We start from the raw sequence: 20,043 nt of genomic DNA on the forward strand, positions 1-20,043 counted from the left end.
TCGTCGTCGTGCGACGCCACGGCGTACCACAGTACTCCTACAGCGACTCGGAAACGCCGTCATTTTATGACTGATATTTTACCATAATGGGTTATGCAGAAGAACTAATTAGTATTCCGTCACATATCTGCGTGCAACATGTTCGGTTTCGAAACCGATGGTGTGAGAGTGGCGATCGTTCGGAAAACAGTGAAAAAGGCTCTCTCGACGACGTTTTGTCGATCTCGATCGGGGGACGAAGACGCGAGGAGAAACGCGGTTTCACGACTCGGTCGGCGACGGCGAGTTCGTGTCAGTCTGCCGGCGAACTAAGCCGGTATGGGGGGACTATGAGCACTCTGAAACAGCAACAGCCGGAGCGAACCGACACGCAGTATCGTGGGGGAGAGAACACTCGGATCGGTCGAGAAACCGCCTATCAGGCACTGAGCAACAAACGACGCCGGTTCATCGTCCACTATCTGCTACGAGAGCGAACGCCGGTTTCACTTCGCACGCTCTCGAAACAGGTGGCCGCCTGGGAGAACGCGGTACCACCGTCCCAGGTCACGTCCAAACAGCGAAAGCGCGCTTACACGGCGCTGCACCAGGCGCATCTGCCGAAACTCGACAAGATGGGGATCATCGAGTACGACACTCGAGAGATGGTCGCGCACCCGACGGCGAAACTCGAGACGCTGCAGGTCTACATCGACGTCGTTCCCGAAGACGACGTCCCCTGGAGCGTCTTCTACATCGGCATCGCGTTCGTGTTCGGTGCGAGTGCCACCCTCGGGTGGCTCGGACTCCCGCCGTTCGGGCTCTTTCCTGGGCACCTCTGGGCGCTGATCGGTTCCCTGACCGTCGCCGCGATGGGTGCCGTTCACACTTACCGCGATCGGCGACACGAGTTCGCGATCGAGGCGCCGCCGCCGGAGGTCGAACGGTCGGACTCTCGCTGAAGAGTTCGTCTGATCGATCGATCTATTTTCCCGCAGTATACGACGCTTACGGACAGTATAGAGTGGCTGTAGCCTGACCGACGCTGTGTGTCGCCGTCGTAAACACTCACTGTCGCTAATATATTGTGTATACAAAAGTATAGCACATCCCTTGTCGCAGCCAGAATGGCAGCAGACGGCACTACTAACGGACGCGTCACGTCGAACCGGCACGCGGACGCGAGACTTGCGTGCGAGAACGGACCGACACACACGGGCGAACCGCCTCGGGGGCGGTCGGACTATGAAGGTGCGTCACCTATCGCTCGAGTGAGTAGAACCGATCGGTCGCAGATCGCAATCTGGAGGTGAGTGGCGTGAGTCTCACAGGCGAACGTCGGCGGGATTCCCAGCAGCTGGCTCGAGAAGAACGAGCACGAATCGACCGCGAGGTCGCGTACCAAGCCCTGAGCAATCGGCGTCGGCGCTTTACGGTTCACTACCTGATGCAACAGTGGGAGCCGATTTCCCTCCGGACGCTGTCCGAACAGATCGCGGCGTGGGAAAACGGCGTCTCGCGCGCACAGGTTACGTCGAAACAGCGAAAACGAACCTACACGGCGCTTCATCAGGCGCATCTGCCGAAACTCGACAAGATGGGGATCATCGAGTACGACACCCACGAAATGGTCGCCCACCCCACGGAGAAACTCGGAACGCTTCGGATCTACATGGACGTCGTCCCCGAGGACGAGATTCCCTGGAGCGTCTTTTACACAGGAATCGCGATCAGCTTCGGAGCGGGTTCCGCTCTCGGGTGGCTCGGACTCCTGCCGTTCGCCGCGATATCGGGAGACGTCTGGGCGATACTCACGGCGGCGATAATCGCCGTAATCGGCGCAGTCAACATCTACCGCAACCGGCAGAACCGCCTCGGCATGGAGGGACCGCCGCCGGAGGTCGCCCATATCGAATCGTCCTGACGACCTGGACGCTACGGCCTGTCGATTCTCTTGCCTTCGCTCGAGAGCAGCTTGTGCTGTGGGTCTGAGCGATTTTTGTGCGTGGATTCTTCGGATCGACCTGAGAAGTCCATGCCGTTCGATCGCGGCTATCGGTGTTCGGCTTACTCCATCCAATTCGGTGTCGTAGAGGCTCTATACGGCCAGTATACGACCTCTTCCCGGCCGTACAGGCTCTTTGTTCAGGTCACAGCACGTGTATACAAAAGGCCGTCTCACCCCTCGTCGCTACTGCGTGAAAACGCAGTTGAGAGACAAATGAAGCAGAACATCGAACTGACGCGACGCAAAGTTCTTGCAAGTACGGCACTGGTCGGCGCGGCCGGCGCGACCGCCGGCGCGGGCACCTGGGCGTTCTTCAGCGACGAAGAAACGGCCGAAGACAACACGATCTCCGCGGGTACGATCGATCTCGACGTGAACGCGGGCGACGGCTTCTCCTACACCTGGGGCAACGCCGCGCCGGGCGACGACTACGACGGCGTCCAGCTCCCGTTCAGTAACACCGGCTCGATCGACGCGGAAGAACTCGTGATCGAGACCGAGATTGGCGGCGACACCGACCTCGCGGAGTACATCGACCTCGAGTTCGAGTACTCGAACGGTGATGCTCCAGAGTCGCAGACGCTCGCCGAATTCGCCGACGGCGAAGTTACGCTGGGCGGGATCGACGCCGGTGGGAGCGCCACCCTGACGATCGATGCGGCGTTCGCCAGCGACGCTGGCAACGACCTGCAAGGCGCGTCGATCGAGATCGATCACACGTTCACGCTCCGTCAGGTCGCCGGACAGGACGAGTAATCGCCCGCCACCGTTTTTCACACCATGACAGACAACTCACGCACGATATTGACGCGGCGACGTGCGCTGGCGGGCGTCGCGGGGATCGGACTCGCCTCCGCCGGCGCGGGCGCGGGAACGCTCGCGTACTTCAGCGATAGCGAGCGCTCGAGCGGGAACGCGATCGAAGCGGGAACGATGGAGCTGTCGGTATCGAACGGCTACACGTACGAGTACTCGTTCAGAGACGTCGCGCCCGGCGACGAACGCGCGCTGTTGCAGGTCGCCGACGGCGAGTGGGCCGACCGAGACCTCGAGTTCGACGGCGACGCGGTCAACTCTGGGAGCGTCGACGCCGACTGTCTCGCCGTCTACATCGAACACGAAACGACTCCCGGCGAGGGCAGCGACGCCTCGAGCATGGAAGAACACCTCGAGATAGAGACGCTCAACTGGGAAGGGTCCGAGTACGTCTCCGACTACGAGGTGCTCTCGGAGAGCGACGCGAACCCGCCCAGCGACTTCGATTTCACAGTCGACGGCGAGGATTTCTTCGACGTCTTCGACGAAGGCGATTCGATGACCGCCGCCGATATCGCAGAACGGGAGCTTCGATTCCATCCCGCACCGCGAACGAACGGCGATCCGGCCAACGACGGACGGACGTTCGGGTACACGTTCAAGATCAGCGAGGAGATGGGCAACGAGTATCAGGGGGCGGAGCTGACCACGGACATTCACTTCGCGCTCCTCCAGGACGAGAGCCAGACGTTCGACGGCACGGTATCGTAACACCACGATGAGTTCGGGAATCAGCAAACGGCGGGCGCTACGCGTCGCGGGAGCGGCGTTTCTGGTCGCGCTGGTGGTTCCCTTTCTCGTCTTCGCGGTACCGGCCGTCGTCGGTGCCGACGCGAGCTACGTCGTCCTCTCCGATAGCATGAGCCCGACCATCGAGGCGGGCGACGTCGTGATCGTACAGGATCGCGATCCGGCGAGGATCGAAACGGGAGACGTGCTTACGTTCGACGTCGCCGATCCCGACGAGTACGGTGCCGACGGTGGCACGAGCATCGTGACACACCGGGTCGTCGACGTCGAGCAAACCGACGGCGGTCACGAATTCGTGACGCAGGGAGACGCCAACAACGCGCCGGACGGCTCCCCAGTCGAGGAAGAGCAGATCGTCGGGGTCGTCGCCTTCTCGATTCCCTACATCGGGCGCGTCATTTCGTTTGCGGGCACGCGAGCCGGCATCGCGCTCCTGATCGTGGTTCCGTGCGCGCTCCTGGTCGTCAACGAGCTGTACGAACTCCTCTTCGAGGACGAACGAGCGGACCGATGACCGGGTCGATCGGGACGGTATCGAAGCTCGCCGTCCTCTCGATCACCGTACTGGTGCTCGTGGGTTCGACCGGTTTTTCGGGCGCGTACTTCAGCGATCAGGCCTCGAGCGACGGTGGCCGGATCTCGGCTGCAGACCCGAAGCCGACGCGAGGCGACCTGAAGTTCACCCCGAAATCGCTTTCGACGACGAATCAGGGGACGACGACGATCCATCTTGAGCAGCCGGCGGGTTCGACGATCGACCCCGAGTCGGCCGTCGCGACGGTCGACGGCCGGTCCGTGGACGCACCCGTACGGACCTGTAACCCGCAGAAGTGCCTGTTCGAACCGACGGCACAGGCCGTCATCGACGCCGGCGGGGCGGGCGAACCGACCCTCGAGGTGACCGCGACGCTCGAGAACGGGTCCGAACTCGAGGCGTCGACGACCGTTCGGATCTTCGAACCGGGCGGGAGAAACCCCGGGCTCGGTCCGTCGCGCGATCAGGGCGACTCGGACGAGCAAGGCGTCGACCCGGAGACTGAAACGGTCGAGAGTGCTATACCGGGTCCTGACGAGGGCGAATCGAGTCCCGATTCGATCGAGCGGTCGAGTAACGGGTCGAACGAATCCGCGAGCGAACGGCCGGGTGTAGAAACCGGGACCGGCGGTTCGACCGCCAGCGAAAACGAGTCGGGGTGGTCAGGCACCGATCCCGAAAACGACACCGCAGACGGGGAGTCGGGGGCCGAATCGACGCCGAACGCGACTTCGGCGGACGAGCGCACAGCCGATCCAACCGGGATTGAGGAGACCAAAAGCGGCGAACCCGCCACCAGTTCGTCTGATCGTGACGAGACTGCGTCGGACGAGGAGTCGTTCGGCACGTCTGACACCAACGGCGTCGGAACTGACAGCGACGCCGGAACTGACAGCGCCACCAAAGTCGACGCCGAAGTCGACGAAACCGAAACCGACAGCGAAGTCGACGACACCGACGACATCGACGACGCGCGATTGGACGCCGAAACGACGGCCACGACCGAAGCCGAGACCGACGAGCGGTCGTCGCGACGCAGCGACGGGGACTGACACGGCGGCAGCAAATACGTCAATAGGAACATTATTGTAGATTGAACTTCGTCGTTGTAGTGGCTATTGATAATGTGTAACACGGTCCGGTCGACGACCAGCTAGAGGTGGGGCGGACACGGGGTGGATCGCGGGGGGTTCACCGTGAGAGCGGGCGTGTACTCGGTCGGTTCGCTGATTCCACCGACCGCTCTGAGTATCGACGACCGTCGTTCAATAGTCGGCACACAACACCTATGACTACCAGATCGACGACTGACGGGAGCGACGTGACGATTCGAACGGCGACACCGGCCGATGGGGCGGCGATCGGCGACCTCTTCGCGAACAGTCCCGACGAGGGCGCGGTCAGCTTCGCGCCGCGGTTTTCCCACGACCCGTACCGGGCGTACGCTGGACTCAGGCCGGAATCGACCGGCTTCGTGGCCGAAACGACCGCGGACCAAATCGTCGGGGTCGGGTTCGTCTCGCTCACCGAAGCTCGGTTCGACGGCGAACTGCGACCGACCGCGTTGTTGAACGCGCTCGCGGTCCACCCCGACTATCGCGGTCGGGGACTGGCGAAACGGCTCGTCGAACGCCGGCTCGAGCACGCTCGAACACGCCTCGGCGAGGACTGCGTCGCGTTCGCGAACATCCAGCACGGAAACGACCCCTCGCGCGCGGTCGCGTCGTCGTGGGCCGATTCGCTCGCGCGAGAGTACGTCATGCACCCCGCAGAGCCGCTCGGTTCGCCAGCCGAATCGCTCGAGTACGACGTTCACGACGCCGGTCCCGACGAGCGGTCGGCCGCAGTCGATCGATCGAACGAGTTCTACGCTGACACCGATCTTTACCGGCCGTACTCGCCGGCTGAACTTGGCGACCGGCTCGCGGAGTCGCCGATAGACGAGCCGCTCCACCGCTATCTCGTCGCGACGGTAAACGGCGAGGTAGTGGCCGGCGTCTTCGCTTCCGAGATGCACAAGCTGATGCGACTCGTCCTCGAGTCGCTGCCGCCCGCGCTCGAAAACGCGGAGTCCCTTCCGAGCGCGATTCCCGAAAGCGAGGAGCTTCGAATGACGATGCTTTCGGACCTCTGGTACGCGTCCGGCCACGAAGCCGCGGCTCGAGCGATATGGCAAACCGTACGGGCCGACTCCGAGGGAGCGAATCGAATCATGCTGAACTACGACCCAGTAGGGCGGCTGGCGGACGCCCTCGCACTGGCTCCCGACGACGGCGCGATGGAACTGTCGGTTGCGGTGAAAGGCGCGGACATCCAGAGCGACGAGATCGCGCCGGTCTTCTAGACCCGGTTCGTTTTTCTCCCCGATTGAGTCGGGGTATCAGGGGTTACAGATCGTGACGGTCAGCGAGTCGTCGAGTCGAACGCGGATCGCCTCGCCGTCGGGAACCGGAATCGTGTACTCGAGTACGGCGGGATCCGTCTCGACGGAGCGACACGGCCAGTCGGGGGGTTTCGACAGCGCGATCCAGGTCTGATCGGTGACGTCGCGGCCCCGTTCGTACATCACGGCGATGACGTGTGGGTCGGTCGCGACGACGATCGCCGGAAAGCTCATCAGCGACCGCTGGCAGACGTCACACGAGATCGCGAAGAATTCCTCGGTGGTTCGGCCACATTCCGGACAAACGCCGCTCCCTCCCGGATCGTGCGCCGGGCACGTCTCGAGCGTGTGGGTCGTCGTCGTTCCGCTACACTCCGGACAGATACCCGCCGCGAACAGTCGATGTACCTGCATTCCCATGCGAAACGCGGTCCGAAACGCCTCGAGCGGTTCGCGGTTTCGAATTCCGGTGGGGGAGACCTCGAAGCCCGCAAGCGTCCCCGCTGGGAGCGACTCGTCCTGTGCGAACGCCCCCACGCAATCCAGACAGTGGATGAACAGCCAGTCGTCCTCGAGGGTGATCGCAGACGTTCCGCCACAGTACGGGCACGGTTCGTCGATGGTGACGGTCTCGAACCCGCCCCGGTCGGTGATGTCGCCCGCTCTGATGGCTCGGACGACCTGCACGCCCGCCTGTCTGATTCGATATCCGCCATCGACGCGGCTGATGAACCCCGCTTCGCGGAGCTTTCGCAGGTGGTAGTCGAAATTCCCCGCGTCGCGGTCGAACGCCTCTGCGTGGTAGTCGTCGACCCGGTCTGCGAGCTCGGAGTACGAAACCGGATCTGCGGCGAACGAATCCGCCGTCTGGGCGTCCTCGAGCGCGACGAGTGCGATGAGTCGGACGTCGTGGCTCAACACTCGAAAGGCGTCGTCGGGAAACGAGGAAGCTGGGTCCATAACTCGTTCACGGGCGCAGATTAGTTGAAACCGCGGGAATATGCACGAGATAGTGGTTACACCACTATTTTATAGTCCGCTCCTCGTCTATCGCCGCGATTTTCGACCGACGCATCGGCGTTCCAACTGATTCGCCGTTCGCACAGTACGATCGGCGAGCAGGTGATCAGCGACCGCCGACCGCGTTCAAGCGCCAGGCGACGAGTCCGATCACGACGAGCCCGAGAACGAGAAGGACGCCCCAGAGGATTCCGGCGCCGTCGGGCGCGAAGAGACTGATCATTCCGCTGGTTTGCATCATCGCCAGGACGATCGCGAGCATGAGAACGATCGAAACGACGGCGATGCCGGCCGAGTCGCGGACGATCGTCTTTCCCTCGCGTTCGGCCGTCTGCTCGTCTCGAGTCGGTTTCTCCGCCGGCTCCCGATCTGAGTCGGACATACGGGGTCTAGCGCAGATCCACGTGAAACGGTTCTACCTGCAGTTTCAGGCCGCCGGTCGCGGGCGGATCGTCGGCGACGCACCGCCCCGTTTTCGATCCGCTGTTGGGCCCGCGGCTCGCTCCCTGCAAATCGACGGAGTCTATTTACTTCCGGTCGAGGTGACGTTTCGGTATGAGTTCACGCGGAGACGGAGGATACGCGTTCGCGCTCTGTCTCACCCACGACATCGATCGCGTCTACAAGACGCCACAGAACTACCTCTTCGACAGTCTCGAACAGCGAGACCCGCGTCATCTCGCCGGGTTGGTGTCCGCGAAGAATCCCTACTGGCAGTTCGAACGAATCATGGCCCTCGAGTCGATGCTCGGGGTCAGGTCGGCGTTTTACGTCCTCGACGAACGCCGCCTCGTAGAGCGGCCCAAACGAGAGTGGGCGACGCTCTCGGGGTGGAGTCGCTACTCCGGGCGCTACGACGTCACCGACCCGCAACTGGCGGCGACGCTCGAGAGCCTCGAGAACGGCGGCTGGGAGGTCGGGTTACAGGGATCGTTCACCTCTCCTCGAGACCTCGCTCGGCTTCGGTACGAGAAAGACCGCATCGAGGACGCGACGGGCCGACCCGTCCGCGGGAACCGCCAACACTACCTGAACCTCGCCCGCCCCGAGACCTGGGACCACCACCGCGAAATCGGGCTCGACTACGACGCCTCGCTGGCCGACCCGCACAGCCTCGAGTTCCAGTACGGTCACGAACTTCGCCGGCCCTTCGACGACGAGTTCGTCGTCTTCCCGTGGACGATCATGGACCAGACGACGATGGAATCGGCTAGGACGATGTCGGGGATCAGGGACAACTGCGAGCGGATCCTCGAGGAAGTGCGCGATGAAACCGGCGTTCTCGTGCTCGATTGGCACCAGCGGACGTTCTACGACGCCGACTTCCCCGGCTGGGGCGGCACCTACCGGTGGCTGATCGAGCGCGCCCTCGAGATGGGCGCGTGGGTCGGGCCGCCGCGGACGTTCTACGACGCGACGAGTCACCCCGACGGGACCGTCGCTGAGACCCTCGAGACGCTGGCGACCCGCGAGAGAGCCGAATCCGACGCACACGTTGACTCGACCGGATATCCGGCTCGAGCCGCCGATTCGAACGGCGTCCGAGATCGAACGGGCGACCCGACCGGCCCTCGAGGTCGTACCGCCAGCGAAACCCCGATCCAGACTCGCTCCTCGGAATCCGCCACCAACGCGGGTGATTCTCCGGACCGATGACGACGACACGAGAACGGGTGGACGTCGATCGCGCGGCGGAGACTGATTCGGCGACGGAAGCCGATCCGGCGACGGAAACCAGCCCAGCCGTAGCGACCGACTCAGCGGCTGAATCGGAGCCCAAAACGGGACCCCGGCGCGTCTGTCTCCTCGCCGATCCCTACCTCGAGCGCTGGCAGATCCGCGCGCTCGAGCGGGCGGTCGAACGGACGGATATCGAGATCCCGCTCGTGCTGGTGGCCGCCCCCACCGATCCCGGTGTCGACCCCGACGCTGCCGCGTCGGCGATCAACGGCGGCCTCGGCGCGGACACGATCCGACTGGGGGCGTCGCTGCTCGCTCGAGAGCGGGCCTGGTCGCTGGTCGTCGCCGAGCGGAAACTCGCGGAGCTGTTCGGGGACGAATCGCATCCGCTCGAGCATCGCCGACGGGTTGGGACGATCGACTGCCTCGAGTCGTCGACGATCCGCCGCGTGCGCCCGATCGAAGACGGCAACTGGAACGAACTCCCGGAATCGGCGGTCGAGGCCGCTACAGATCAGTGTGACGTCGTCGTCAGGTTCGGCTTCGGACTGGTTCGCGGCGATATCCTCACCGCGACCGAACACGGCGTCTTGAGCTTCCACCCCGCGGATATCAGGCGGTATCGAGGGCTCGGACCGCCGAAAGCGTTCGTCGACGACCGCTCGAGCATCGGCGCGACGCTGCAGCGACTCACCGACGAGATCGACGGCGGCGAGATCGTTGCGGAGGATTGGATCGACATCGACGACTGCGCGACGCTGTGGGAGGTCTACGATCGGGTACACGAACTCGAGATCGAACTGCTCGCGACCGGGATCGAATCGCTTCGCGAGCCGACCTTCGAGCCGACCGTGCCCGACTCGCTCGGGTCGTACTACTCGACGAAATCGCGGCGCGAGGCCGGGTTTGCAGTGCGCACCCTGGCGAAGAACGTTCGCGGACGCTTGGATCGACGGTGACGGATCGGAAGCGTCTCGCTCGAGCCCCGGACCACCATAGCAGAACGGATTTACGTTCCCGAGGCGTTTACCCGGATATGGATTACGAGTCGAGTCTCGACCGCGCGATGGAGAACGTCCCCGACATCGGGGGCGACGAAGAACGGTTGCAGATTCCCGACGCCGAGCCACAGAAAGACGGCGCGTTCACCCGGTTTACCAATCTCGGAGAGATCGCGGACGTGCTCTCTCGAGAGACCGAGCACCTCCACCGGTTCGTCCAGCGCGAACTGGGTACGAGCGGAAAACTCGAGGAGGGCCGAGCCCGATACAACGGATCGTTCTCCCAGACGGACTTCGACGCCGTCGTCGACGCCTATGTCGAGGAGTACGTCCTCTGTTCGGAGTGTGGCCTGCCGGACACCCGTCTGGTCCGCGAGGATCGCACGCCGATGCTGCGCTGTGACGCCTGCGGTGCGTTCCGACCGGTCACCAAGCGCTCGTCGGGTGGCCAGCAGCAACAACAGCGCGAGGCCGTCGAGGAGGGCCAGACTTACACCGTCGAGATCACCGGCACGGGCCGCAAGGGCGACGGCGTCGCGGAGAAAGGCAAGTACACGATCTTCGTCCCCGGCGCAGAGGAGGGCGACGTGGTTGAAATCTACATCAAGAACATCTCGGGCAACCTCGCGTTCGCCCGGCGCGACTAGTTCGGTTTCGAGTTTTCGGAAGTAGTCCGTTGTATTTCTGCGGCGGATCGTCTCGTGGGACCGTTCTCGAGTTCGTGGCAGTTGGGGCGACTCGAGCGCGATAGTGATCGGGAGCCAGTAGTGATCGGGAGCGACCCAGCGACTCAGCGACCCAGCAAATCAGCGTGACTCGAGCGATTTCTCTAAAAGCCCCCGATTCGTTCGGTCGGGGGCCTCGCTGCGCTCCTCGTCGCTTCGCTCCTGCGGTGCTTGCGTCGTCCGCCGTCCCGAACGAATCGGCCCCTTTCGATCCCACCCGGACCTCACCCTCCCCAGCCTCGGCGCTCACTCCGTTCGCGCCGTCCCTCGCGCGAGTCGACCGTGCTGGCTCACCGCGTTCGCCAGCACCGTCCGCGCGCGCCAGTCTGACTCAGGGGGATCCGGTCGTCTCGAGGAACCGTCGGTCGACCGCGAAACTAAAGTCAGCTTGCGCCAGTTACACACGCGTGGGAGTAACGTTCGATCTGTTCGGCACGCTCGTGACCGTGTCCCGACCCGCCGATCCGGCCGAGGCCGTCGCCGCGGAACTCGCGGAGCGAGGCGTCGACGCGCCGTCCGACTGGGCCGACGCCTACGCGGAGATGCACGTCGACGCGCCCGAGGGCGCGGAGGTCCCGCTCCCGGCTCACGTCGCTCGAGCGCTCGACAGCCGCGGGGTGGACTGTCCGGCGAACGCCGCGCGACGGGCCGTCGTCGCCGCGTTCGACCCCGAGGTCGAGACCAGAGACGGCGCTCGAGCGGCCATCGAGGCGGCTCGAGAACACGGACCGGTCGGGATCTGCTCGAACTGCAGCGTGCCCGAACTCGTCGGCCGGACGCTGGTCCGAGCGGACGTGAGCCGCGACGATTTCGACGCCGTCGTGACCAGCGTCGGCTGCGGCTGGCGCAAACCCGCCCCGAAAATCTTCGAGGTGGCCGCGGATCGACTCGGCGTCGCGCCGTCCGACCTCGTCCACGTCGGCGACGACCCGGCGACCGACGGCGGCAACGAAGCCGTCGGCGGCACCGCGATCGTTCTCGAGGACGGCGAATCCGGGGGCGAGTCCCTCGAGACGCTTCCCCGGCGATTCGAGGGAGGGGGGCTGTGGGAGTGAGCCGTGTCATAGTTTCGTCTCGGAAGCGGGAGGCGCTTCGATGCTCGTAACCGCGCTAGCCGTCCTCGCGCTGGCGTTCTCACTCGATCTGGCGGTCGGGGAGCCGCCGAACCGAGTCCACCCCGTCGCGTGGTTCGGTCGGCTCGTCGGCGCGCTCGACCGAGACTGGGGCGGGGGGCAGCGGCGACAGCGCCAAATCGGCGTCGCCATCGCGGTGGTCTTGCCGCTCTGGCTCGCCGCCGTCGCCGGCGCGGCGGTCTTCGCGGCGACGCTCGTCGCCCCGGTACTCGGCGCGCTAACCGCCGCGCTCGTCCTCTACTGTTCGACCAGCCTGCGACTCCTCTTGGGACTGAGCGGGTCGGTAATCGCAGCTACGGAAACCGACCTCGAGCGGGCCCGCGAACGGCTTCGGGGGCTCGCCGGCCGCGACGCCGCGGAGCTGTCCCCGGCACACGTCCGGAGCGCGGCCGTCGAGAGCGCCGCCGAGAACCTCTCGGACGGCTTCGTCGCCGCGTCGATTCCGTTCGCGGTGCTCGCGCCCGTCTCGTTGCCGGCGGCCGCCGGCGTCGCGGCCTGGGTCAAGGGCGTCAATACGCTCGATTCGATGCTCGGCTACCGGTCGAAACCGATCGGCACGGCGAGCGCTCGCCTCGACGACCTCGTGATGTGGGTCCCGGCGCGACTGACGGCGGTCTGTCTCGCGATCGCGGCGGCCGACCCGGGCGCGCTCTCTCGCGCCCGACGATGGGCTCGAGTGCCGTCGTCGCCGAACTCGGGCTGGCCGATGGCGACGCTCGCCTGCGCGCGGTCGATCCGACTCGAGAAACCGGGCGCGTACGTCCTCGACGATCGGCCGGGAACGTCGCTTCCGACGGTTCGAGACGGTGAACGGGCGCTCGCCACCGTCCGGATCGGCGCCGTCGTCGCCGTCGCGATCGCCGTCACGCTCGCCATCGTGATTACCGCCACGCTCGCCACCGTCAGCGCCGCCATCGTCGGCGACGCCGTCAGCGTCGTCGGTTTCTCGAGTGCGGAGCCAGTGACACTCGAGCGACTCGCTTCGTCGTCGTTCGATCTCGCGGAAACTCGAAGCAATTACCTTCCTCCGGAGAAAGGTTGGATATAATGGATTTATTACCTTCCGCGCTCCGGGGCGCGATCGGCTTTCTCACCCGACTTCCGATCTCTCAGGAGACGGACGACTGGGAGGCGTTCCGCTCGAGCCCGTGGACCTTCCCGCTCGTCGGCTATCTCGTCGGCTGGCTCGTCGCGATTCCGCTCCTCTTGACTGACTACATCCCTGCGGCGACGGTCGCCCTCGCCTACCCGCTCGCGGTGTACGCGGTGACCGGCATCCACCATCTCGACGGCGTCGCGGATCTCGGCGACGCCCTGGTGGTCCACGGCGACCTCGAGAAACGCCGGGCCGTCCTCTCCGATACGACGACGGGCGTGGGTGCGATCCTTGCTGTGTCGGTCGTCGTGGCCGCGCTCGCACTCGGTGGGCTCGCGCTGGCCGACCTCCGTGTGATCGACGCGATCGGTATCGTCCTCGTCGCGGAGATCGCGACCAAACTCGGTCTGGCGGCGATGGCCACGCTGGGAAGCACGGAGCACGAGGGGATGGGCAAGTCGCTGACCGACGCGGTCTCCCCCCTCGGCATCGTCGTTCCACTCCTCATCGCCGTCGCCGTGATCGCGCTCACGTGGCCGACACAGACCGCGGTCGTCACCGCCGTCGGTGCGCTCCTCGGCACCGCGTTCGCGTGGGCGCTCGCGGGACGCTACCTCGGCGGCATTAGCGGCGATATCTTCGGCGCGGCCAACGAGATCGGCCGCGTCGCAGGCGTTCACGCGGGGGTGATCGCGTGGATGCTCTTGTGATGTGCGGCGGGCGGGGCACTCGTTTCGAGGGCTCGACCGAGAAACCGCTGCACCCGATCGACGGCGTGGCGATGATCGATCGCGTCCGGCACGCGCTCGAGGCGAGTCGGGTCGAGTCGATCTACGCCGCGGTCTCGCCGAACGCGACCGAAACGGCGACGCACCTCGAGACGACAGATGGTGTCGAGCCGATCGAAACCGCCGGCGACGGCTACGTCGCGGATCTCGTCGCCGCGCTCGAACGACCCGAACTCGAGCCCCCGCTGGTGACCGTCGGCGCGGATCTGCCCGCGCTCTGTGCCCCCGTTCTGGATCGGATCATCCGCCGGCATGGCGACGCCGACGCGTCGCGGACGATCTGCGTTCCCGCGGCGCTGAAGCGCCGACTCGGCGTGCGAATCGAGTCCCGACTCGAGTCGGAACCCCATCTGGTGCCGACGGGGGTCAACGTCGTCGGCACGAACGACCAAGATATGACACACGTAAGCTACGATCCCCGACTGGCGGTCAATGTGAACCGACTGGAAGACGCGCCGATCGCGTCGGACATCGCGTCAGGCGTTCGATCGGACCCCGACGATCCGGGAGGTCGGTCGTGCGCGTAGTCCTCGCCGCCGGCGGTACCGAGACGGCGCTGATCGACGGGATCAGCGCGGCGGGTGCGACGCCGGAACTGATGTCGCACACGCCGCCCGCGGACGCCGAGATCGTCGCCTACGGCGAACCGATCGCGGCACCCGTCACGCCCGTCAGCCCGAGCGGGTGTCCGACGCCCGCGGCCGTCACCCGGGCGGTTCGGGAAGTTGTCGGCTTCGACCTCACCGTCCTCGACGCGGGGCTTCCCGAGGAAACGGCGGCACCGACGGTCTCGCTCGAGGCGGCCTCCGGAGCCGACGTCAGATCGGCGGTGGCCGTCCCCGACGCGGCGGCGATCTACGACCGCGCTCGCGAGTTCGGCGCGAGCCTCCCCGACGACGAGATCCTGATCGGCGAAACCATCCCCGGCGGGACGACGACCGCGCTCGGCGTCCTGACCGCGCTGGGCGAACCCGCCGACGTCTCCTCGTCGCTGCCGACCAACCCGCTCGAGCGAAAGCGAGCCGTCGTCGAGGAGGCGCTCGCCGCGAGCGACCTCGCGGCCGGCGACTGCGCCGACGAACCGCTCGAGGCGATCCGGCAGGTGGGCGATCCCGTGCAGGCCGCGGCGATGGGCGTCGCGACGGGCGCGCTCGAGGCCGGTCTCGAGGTGACGCTCGCCGGCGGCACGCAGATGGCGACTGTCGCCGCTCTCCTGCGCCGATCGGGCGTCGACGCCGAACTCTCGATCGCGACCACGTCGTTCGTCGCCGACGAACGGGGCGGCTCGCTCGGGGAGACCTGCTTTCGCCTGAACTGCGAGCTGACCGTTACCGATCCCGGATTCGACGAGGGAGACCACGTCGCAATGGCGCGATACTGCGCCGGCGAGGCCAAGGAGGGCGTCGCGATGGGTGGGGCGCTCTCGCTGGTCCCGGACGACGAGCTCCCGGTAGTCAGAGAGCATCTCGTCACTGTCTGTGATCGACTCGGCATCGAGGCGACCGGCGGCGACGAGGCAATCCCTGGAACTGGCGACGAACCGACCCATGGATCCTGAGTCAGTTCTCGAGGCGGAACGTGTCGCTCACGGCGGCGAGACCGATCGAGCGGTGCTCGACTTCTCGGCGAACACGAACCCGTTCGTCCTCGACGGCGTCGAGGAGGTGTACGCGGACGCCTTCTCGGACGCGCGTCGCTATCCCGACGACGGCTATCCCGAGTTTCGGGCGGCGGCCGCCACGTACGTCGACTGCGACCGCGAGTACGTCGTCCCCACGCCGGGCGGTCTCGCGGCGATTCGGCTCGCGATGGAAACTGTCCTCGAGCCGGGCGACAGGGCGCTCGTTCCGTACCCCAGTTTCGGCGAGTACGCACGCGAGGTCAGGCTACAGGGAGCGACTCCGCTCTTCGTCGCACGCGAATCGATGCTCGAGGCGACGAAGAATCTGCTCGAGTCCTGTTCGCTCGCCGTGGTCTGTACGCCGAACAACCCCACGGGCGAGGCCGCGGACGTGAAGGCGCTCGAGCGGTTCGCGAACCGCTGTGGGGACGCAGGAACGACGCTTTTGATCGACGAAGCCTTCCTCGGGTTCACCGACGTGCCCTCCGCCGCGAGCCGTTCCTGGGGCCCTCGCTCCGCCGATCACGTGATCGTCGCCCGCTCGCTCACCAAACTCTTCGGACTGCCGGGCCTTCGCGCCGGGTTCGCCGTCGCGTCCGGCGACCGGCGCGACCGACTCGAGACCGCCCGCCGGTCCTGGTGTCTCGGGACGCCCGCCGCTCGAGTCGGCGCGCACTGTCTCGAGCAGGATTCGTTCGTCGCGGCGACTCGCGAGCGCGTCGACCGCGAACGCGGTCGAATGCGCGCGGCGCTCGAGACGCGATTCGACGTCTTCCCGTCCGACGCCCCCTACTTGCTCTGTGAAGCCGGTGACGAGGACGTATCCGAACTCATCGAGACCGCGAGCGAGCGCGGCGTCGCGATCAGAGATGCGCGGACGTTCCGCTCGCTCGAGTCGCATTTCCGAGTGGCCGTGAAGGACAGGGAACGCAACGATCGGGCGCTCGAGGCCCTCGGCATCGACCTCTCGAACGTCGAACAGTCGGGCGTCGAGCAGTCAGACGCCGGACAGTCAGATATCGAGCCAGACACCGAGCAGTCTGCTGTCGAACAATCGGACGTCGAGCCGACGGGGGACGAGTGAGCGGCGGTGGTGACGACGTGACGGACGCCCCCGAATCGAGTGCCGGCAATTCACCCGAACCGACGGAAAGCGACGACTCGGCCGAACCGACCGCGTTCGAGACGACTCGACGCGACGGGGTCGTTCGCCTCCGCCGCGCCGGCGTCGAATGGCTCTCGAGCGGGGCCGACGGCGGGCGCTGGAAGACCGGTTCAGCGTACAACCTCACGGTCCCGGACGGCTGGCCGCGAACGGACCTCGAGACCTACGTCGACGACCGACTCGAGCGCGCCGGGTTCGACGAGCGCGGCCCCGCGTTGCTGACCGGCGTGGACGTCGGCGACGCCCGCGGCGCTCGATGCGGGTCGGTCACGGCTATCGTCACCGCCGGCCTCTCGAATCCCGCTGTACTGCCGATGGACCCGCAGGGTGGCGCGCTGCCGGACGACGACCTCCAGAGCGCGTCCGAACCCGGCGATCCGGTCGGCACCGTCAACGTCCTCGTCGGAACGACCCGATCCCTTTCCGACGGGGCGCTCGCGAACCTCCTGACGGTCGCCGCGGAGGCCAAGGCCGCGACGCTGCTCGAGACAACCGGGTTTCCGGGAACGACCAGCGACGCGATTATCGTCGGACACGACCCTGCGGGCGAGCGGTCCGAGTTCTCGGGGACCGCGACGGCGGTCGGGGCGGCGACGCGAGCCTGCGTTCGGGACGCGCTCCTCGAGGCGCTCCGTGCACACTACGCCGGAAGCGAGACCGGCGTTCCACGCTCGATCGAGGCGGCCAAATACGGACTCTCGACGGACGTCGCCGCAAATGTCTTCGATCCCGATTGAACGCGAACGCGTTTCTGGTCACCATCTGTTCCGTTTTCGCCGGTCACTGGCGGATCACAGCGAGTTCGTCCCGCCCTCGTCGACCGGATCCTGGGACCGGTCGTCGAGGCCCTCGAGGTCGCGTTCCGGGTTCGCCTCGTTTACGTCGCCAGCCTGTCCCGTTATCTCGCCATAGATCGCCTCTCGGGCTTCCTCGGCCGATTCGAACTCCTCGCCGGCGAGTCGATCGAAGACGCTCCCGAGCGATTCCGTCTCGTTCGGAAGCGCCATCCGATCGTCGCCGTACTCCGACGCGATCTCCTCGCTGGTGATCGGATACTCGAGTTCGCCCAGGTGTTCCTCGACGTTCTCGAGGATCGATTCGGTGGTTTCCGCGCGATCGGCTTTTCGGTCGCCGATACGATCCTGTGCGCGATCCGTGTCGGGTTCGTCGGCCATGTGCGGGCGTACCCGAAGCGCGCTGAAAAGCGGTCGGCCGGCGAGCGCGTGTGCCGACCGCTCGACTGAGATCGCTGTGGGTGGCTCGCGTTCCGAACCGACTCCTCTCGAGACGTCCGTCGATCTCCGGATCGCTCTATAGACCTCATATACACCGTTTTTGCCCCTCGAAGTGTCTGTTCGACCGGCGTGTTCGGCCAGTGCCATTCAGATTGTAGTCGACCCCCTCGGAACCTCACTTTCGGTGTCGCGTTGGTGAGTCCGACACCGATTCGGGCGACTCGTGACCCCGTTCGCGGCCACACGCCTGCGGAGACAACCGACATGGCTCGATCCCTGCAGATCGGACCGATCCCGGCTATTCCCCACGCCGGGACCGCAGTGGCTCCATGCCATCGATCCGATTCGGCTCGATGACCCCATCTCGAGCCCCCTCGTTTTCACCCTCCCGCGATTCGGCTCCGACTTGTAGGAATCGACTTTCCTTCGACATCGAACCCGCCGAAACCCACCTTGCCTTCGACGACGACCCTTACCGCCGCCCGCGGCTACTGCACCACACCCCGCGGGAAGCCACCATCACACCAACTACCTACCGCTGTTCCGCGGGGTGTTCTCACTCGTTTGGAACTCGCTCTCGAGTGAAACATATGTCCGTCCGGACCGCGTACGACGGCTATGAACAGTCAAACGGACGTCCTCGTTATCGGCGGCGGCGCGACCGGCGTCGGGATCGCCAGAGACCTCGCGCTCCGGGACGTAGACGTGACGCTGGTCGAACGCGACGGCCTCGCCGCGGGCGCGTCGGGCCGGTCTCACGGCCTCTTACATAGCGGTGCCCGATACGCCGAGTCCGACGAAGCGGGCGCTCGAGAGTGCCTTCGAGAGAACCGAATCCTTCGGTCGATCGGCGGCGACTGTGTTCGCCACACCCGCGGTCTGTTCGTCCAGTTGGCCGGCGACGATCCGGACTATTTCGAGGAGAAACGCGCCGCCTGTGCGGAGATCGGCATTCCGACGGAGGTCGTCGACGCGAACGAGATCCGGGCGGAGCTGCCGGCGATCAACCACGAGGTCGAACGGGCGATGTGGGTCCCCGACGGCGTCGTCGTTCCCTCCCGGTTGGTCGCCGCGAACGCGGCGGACGCCCGCGATCACGGGGCGGAAATTCTGACTCACGCGCCGGTCACGTCGATGACGCTCGAGGAGGGCGACGGCGAACCCGGAACGAGGAAAATTTCACAGGTTTCGATCGGCGGCGAGCCAGAACGCACCATCGAACCCGAAATCGTCGTCAACGCCGCCGGCGCGTACGCCGAACGGATCGGCGAACTGGCGGGCGTCTCGATCCCGATGCGTCCGACCAGAGGCGTCATGGTCTCGGTCGAATACGACTCGTTCGAACCGGTGCTCAACCGCTGTCGCGATCCGGACGACGGCGACATCATCGTCCCCCACGACGAGGAGGTCGTCCTCGGGACGACGAGCGTTCCCGTCGACGACCCCGACGAGTACGAACGGCCCGACTGGGAGGTCGAACGCACGGTCGCTGAGTGCTCGAAACTGGTCCCGGACGTCAGCGAGCGAGCGATCGTCCGAACTTGGTGGGGTGTCAGACCGCTGTACGAACCGGACGAAGCCGCCCGCGGCGGCCGCGGAATCTCGAGGGGGTTCGTCCGACTGGACCACGCTGACGACGGCGTCGAGGACTTCCTCAGCATCGTCGGCGGGAAACTCACGACCTACCGGCAGATGGCCGAGGCGACCGCCGACCTGGTCTGTGAGAAACTCGAGGTGGACGCCGAGTGTCTGACGGCGGACGTCTCGCTTCCGAACGCGGACGATCCAGAACAGTTAGACGCTTACGTCCGAGAGTTCGACGCTGGCAGTCCGACGGACGCGGATCTCGTCGGCCGGTGATCGGCGATCCGATCCCCGAATTAGTACTGTAACCTGATACGGTGTGACCCAGCCGTCAGGTCGCGGTCGGTATCTAAACATCATACCAGTGTTTATATCATTATAAAAGAAGGTTATTCAGACAATGGTGATCGAATTTGGTCTCCTGGCCTTGATCGTTTTCGTGTTTGTGATGGTTGCAGCTTACGCGGGCGCGCTCCGAGCATTAGACGTGTACCTCGATCAGGATCAAGATAGCATCTTCCTCT

At 65.5% G+C, this 20,043-nt stretch carries 21 protein-coding genes; 18 read left to right on the top strand and 3 right to left on the bottom strand.

Annotated elements, in window-relative coordinates:
- Positions 1-329: 329 nt before the first annotated feature.
- The 7 genes from BM348_RS04170 (at position 330) to BM348_RS04200 (ending at position 6,432) form a co-directional block, all read left to right on the top strand.
- Positions 330-941 (top strand): DUF7344 domain-containing protein, encoded by a 612-nt coding sequence (locus BM348_RS04170; RefSeq protein WP_139231137.1) that lies wholly within the window; start codon positions 330-332, stop codon positions 939-941.
- Positions 942-1,297: 356 nt separating this feature from the next.
- The gene (locus BM348_RS04175) at positions 1,298-1,903 is read left to right on the top strand and encodes a DUF7344 domain-containing protein (protein WP_092902291.1); all 606 of its coding nucleotides are present in this window, start codon (positions 1,298-1,300) and stop codon (positions 1,901-1,903) included.
- Positions 1,904-2,200: 297 nt separating this feature from the next.
- Positions 2,201-2,743: a TasA family protein gene (locus BM348_RS04180; RefSeq protein ID WP_175507097.1), complete on the top strand. Its 543-nt coding sequence runs from the start codon at positions 2,201-2,203 to the stop codon at positions 2,741-2,743.
- Between the two features lie 24 nt (positions 2,744-2,767).
- Complete coding sequence (locus tag BM348_RS04185; RefSeq protein WP_092902295.1) at positions 2,768-3,514, top strand: TasA family protein; 747 nt, start codon at positions 2,768-2,770, stop codon at positions 3,512-3,514.
- Between the two features lie 7 nt (positions 3,515-3,521).
- Positions 3,522-4,067, top strand: a complete 546-nt coding sequence (locus tag BM348_RS04190; protein ID WP_092902297.1) for a signal peptidase I — start codon at positions 3,522-3,524, stop codon at positions 4,065-4,067.
- Positions 4,064-5,140: a hypothetical protein gene (locus BM348_RS04195; RefSeq protein WP_092902299.1), complete on the top strand. Its 1,077-nt coding sequence runs from the start codon at positions 4,064-4,066 to the stop codon at positions 5,138-5,140. The genes BM348_RS04190 and BM348_RS04195 overlap by 4 nt, the downstream gene beginning before the upstream one ends.
- Positions 5,141-5,376: 236 nt before the next feature.
- The gene (locus BM348_RS04200; protein WP_092902301.1) at positions 5,377-6,432 is read left to right on the top strand and encodes a GNAT family N-acetyltransferase; all 1,056 of its coding nucleotides are present in this window, start codon (positions 5,377-5,379) and stop codon (positions 6,430-6,432) included.
- Between the two features lie 36 nt (positions 6,433-6,468).
- Here BM348_RS04200 and BM348_RS04205 read toward each other — a convergent pair whose 3' ends face one another.
- Positions 6,469-7,431, bottom strand: coding sequence for a winged helix-turn-helix domain-containing protein (locus tag BM348_RS04205; RefSeq protein ID WP_092902303.1), 963 nt, complete (start codon positions 7,429-7,431; stop codon positions 6,469-6,471).
- A 166-nt stretch (positions 7,432-7,597) separates the two neighbouring features.
- Positions 7,598-7,873 carry a hypothetical protein gene (locus BM348_RS04210; protein WP_092902305.1) on the bottom strand — a complete coding sequence of 92 codons (276 nt, stop codon included), beginning with the start codon at positions 7,871-7,873 and terminating at the stop codon, positions 7,598-7,600.
- Between the two features lie 173 nt (positions 7,874-8,046).
- Here BM348_RS04210 and BM348_RS04215 point away from each other — a divergent pair, with 173 nt between their 5' ends.
- The 10 genes from BM348_RS04215 (at position 8,047) to BM348_RS04260 (ending at position 17,437) form a co-directional block, all read left to right on the top strand.
- Entirely contained in the window at positions 8,047-9,147 is a 1,101-nt protein-coding gene (locus tag BM348_RS04215) for a polysaccharide deacetylase family protein (protein WP_175507098.1), read from the top strand.
- Positions 9,144-10,130 (top strand): formyltransferase family protein, encoded by a 987-nt coding sequence (locus BM348_RS04220; protein ID WP_092902307.1) that lies wholly within the window; start codon positions 9,144-9,146, stop codon positions 10,128-10,130. Before BM348_RS04215 ends, BM348_RS04220 begins: the two co-directional genes overlap by 4 nt.
- Before the next feature lie 77 nt (positions 10,131-10,207).
- Positions 10,208-10,819, top strand: coding sequence for a translation initiation factor IF-2 subunit beta (locus tag BM348_RS04225; protein ID WP_092902309.1), 612 nt, complete (start codon positions 10,208-10,210; stop codon positions 10,817-10,819).
- Between the two features lie 485 nt (positions 10,820-11,304).
- Entirely contained in the window at positions 11,305-11,952 is a 648-nt protein-coding gene (locus tag BM348_RS04230; RefSeq protein WP_092902311.1) for an HAD family hydrolase, read from the top strand.
- 40 nt (positions 11,953-11,992) lie between these two features.
- Positions 11,993-13,078, top strand: coding sequence for an adenosylcobinamide-phosphate synthase CbiB (gene cbiB / locus BM348_RS04235; RefSeq protein ID WP_092902313.1), 1,086 nt, complete (start codon positions 11,993-11,995; stop codon positions 13,076-13,078).
- A complete protein-coding gene (cobS, locus tag BM348_RS04240; protein ID WP_092902315.1) occupies positions 13,078-13,836 on the top strand; it encodes an adenosylcobinamide-GDP ribazoletransferase in 759 nt (252 codons plus the stop codon). The genes cbiB and cobS overlap by 1 nt, the downstream gene beginning before the upstream one ends.
- The gene (locus BM348_RS04245) at positions 13,836-14,441 is read left to right on the top strand and encodes an NTP transferase domain-containing protein (protein WP_092902317.1); all 606 of its coding nucleotides are present in this window, start codon (positions 13,836-13,838) and stop codon (positions 14,439-14,441) included. The genes cobS and BM348_RS04245 overlap by 1 nt, the downstream gene beginning before the upstream one ends.
- Positions 14,432-15,472, top strand: coding sequence for a nicotinate-nucleotide--dimethylbenzimidazole phosphoribosyltransferase (locus BM348_RS04250; RefSeq protein WP_092902319.1), 1,041 nt, complete (start codon positions 14,432-14,434; stop codon positions 15,470-15,472). Before BM348_RS04245 ends, BM348_RS04250 begins: the two co-directional genes overlap by 10 nt.
- Positions 15,462-16,619 carry a threonine-phosphate decarboxylase gene (locus tag BM348_RS04255; RefSeq protein WP_092902321.1) on the top strand — a complete coding sequence of 386 codons (1,158 nt, stop codon included), beginning with the start codon at positions 15,462-15,464 and terminating at the stop codon, positions 16,617-16,619. The genes BM348_RS04250 and BM348_RS04255 overlap by 11 nt, the downstream gene beginning before the upstream one ends.
- Positions 16,620-16,636: 17 nt before the next feature.
- Entirely contained in the window at positions 16,637-17,437 is an 801-nt protein-coding gene (locus BM348_RS04260; protein WP_092903603.1) for an adenosylcobinamide amidohydrolase, read from the top strand.
- Between the two features lie 54 nt (positions 17,438-17,491).
- On the opposite strand, the gene BM348_RS04265 is transcribed toward BM348_RS04260, so the two are convergent.
- On the bottom strand, positions 17,492-17,875 hold the full coding sequence (locus BM348_RS04265; RefSeq protein WP_092903605.1) for a DUF5789 family protein: 384 nt from the start codon (positions 17,873-17,875) through the stop codon (positions 17,492-17,494).
- A 678-nt stretch (positions 17,876-18,553) separates the two neighbouring features.
- Here BM348_RS04265 and BM348_RS04270 point away from each other — a divergent pair.
- Positions 18,554-19,795 (top strand): FAD-dependent oxidoreductase, encoded by a 1,242-nt coding sequence (locus tag BM348_RS04270; RefSeq protein ID WP_092902323.1) that lies wholly within the window; start codon positions 18,554-18,556, stop codon positions 19,793-19,795.
- The last annotated feature ends 248 nt before the right edge of the window (positions 19,796-20,043 follow it).

The sequence above is a fragment of the Halostagnicola kamekurae genome, from assembly GCF_900116205.1.
GTDB lineage: Archaea > Halobacteriota > Halobacteria > Halobacteriales > Natrialbaceae > Halostagnicola > Halostagnicola kamekurae.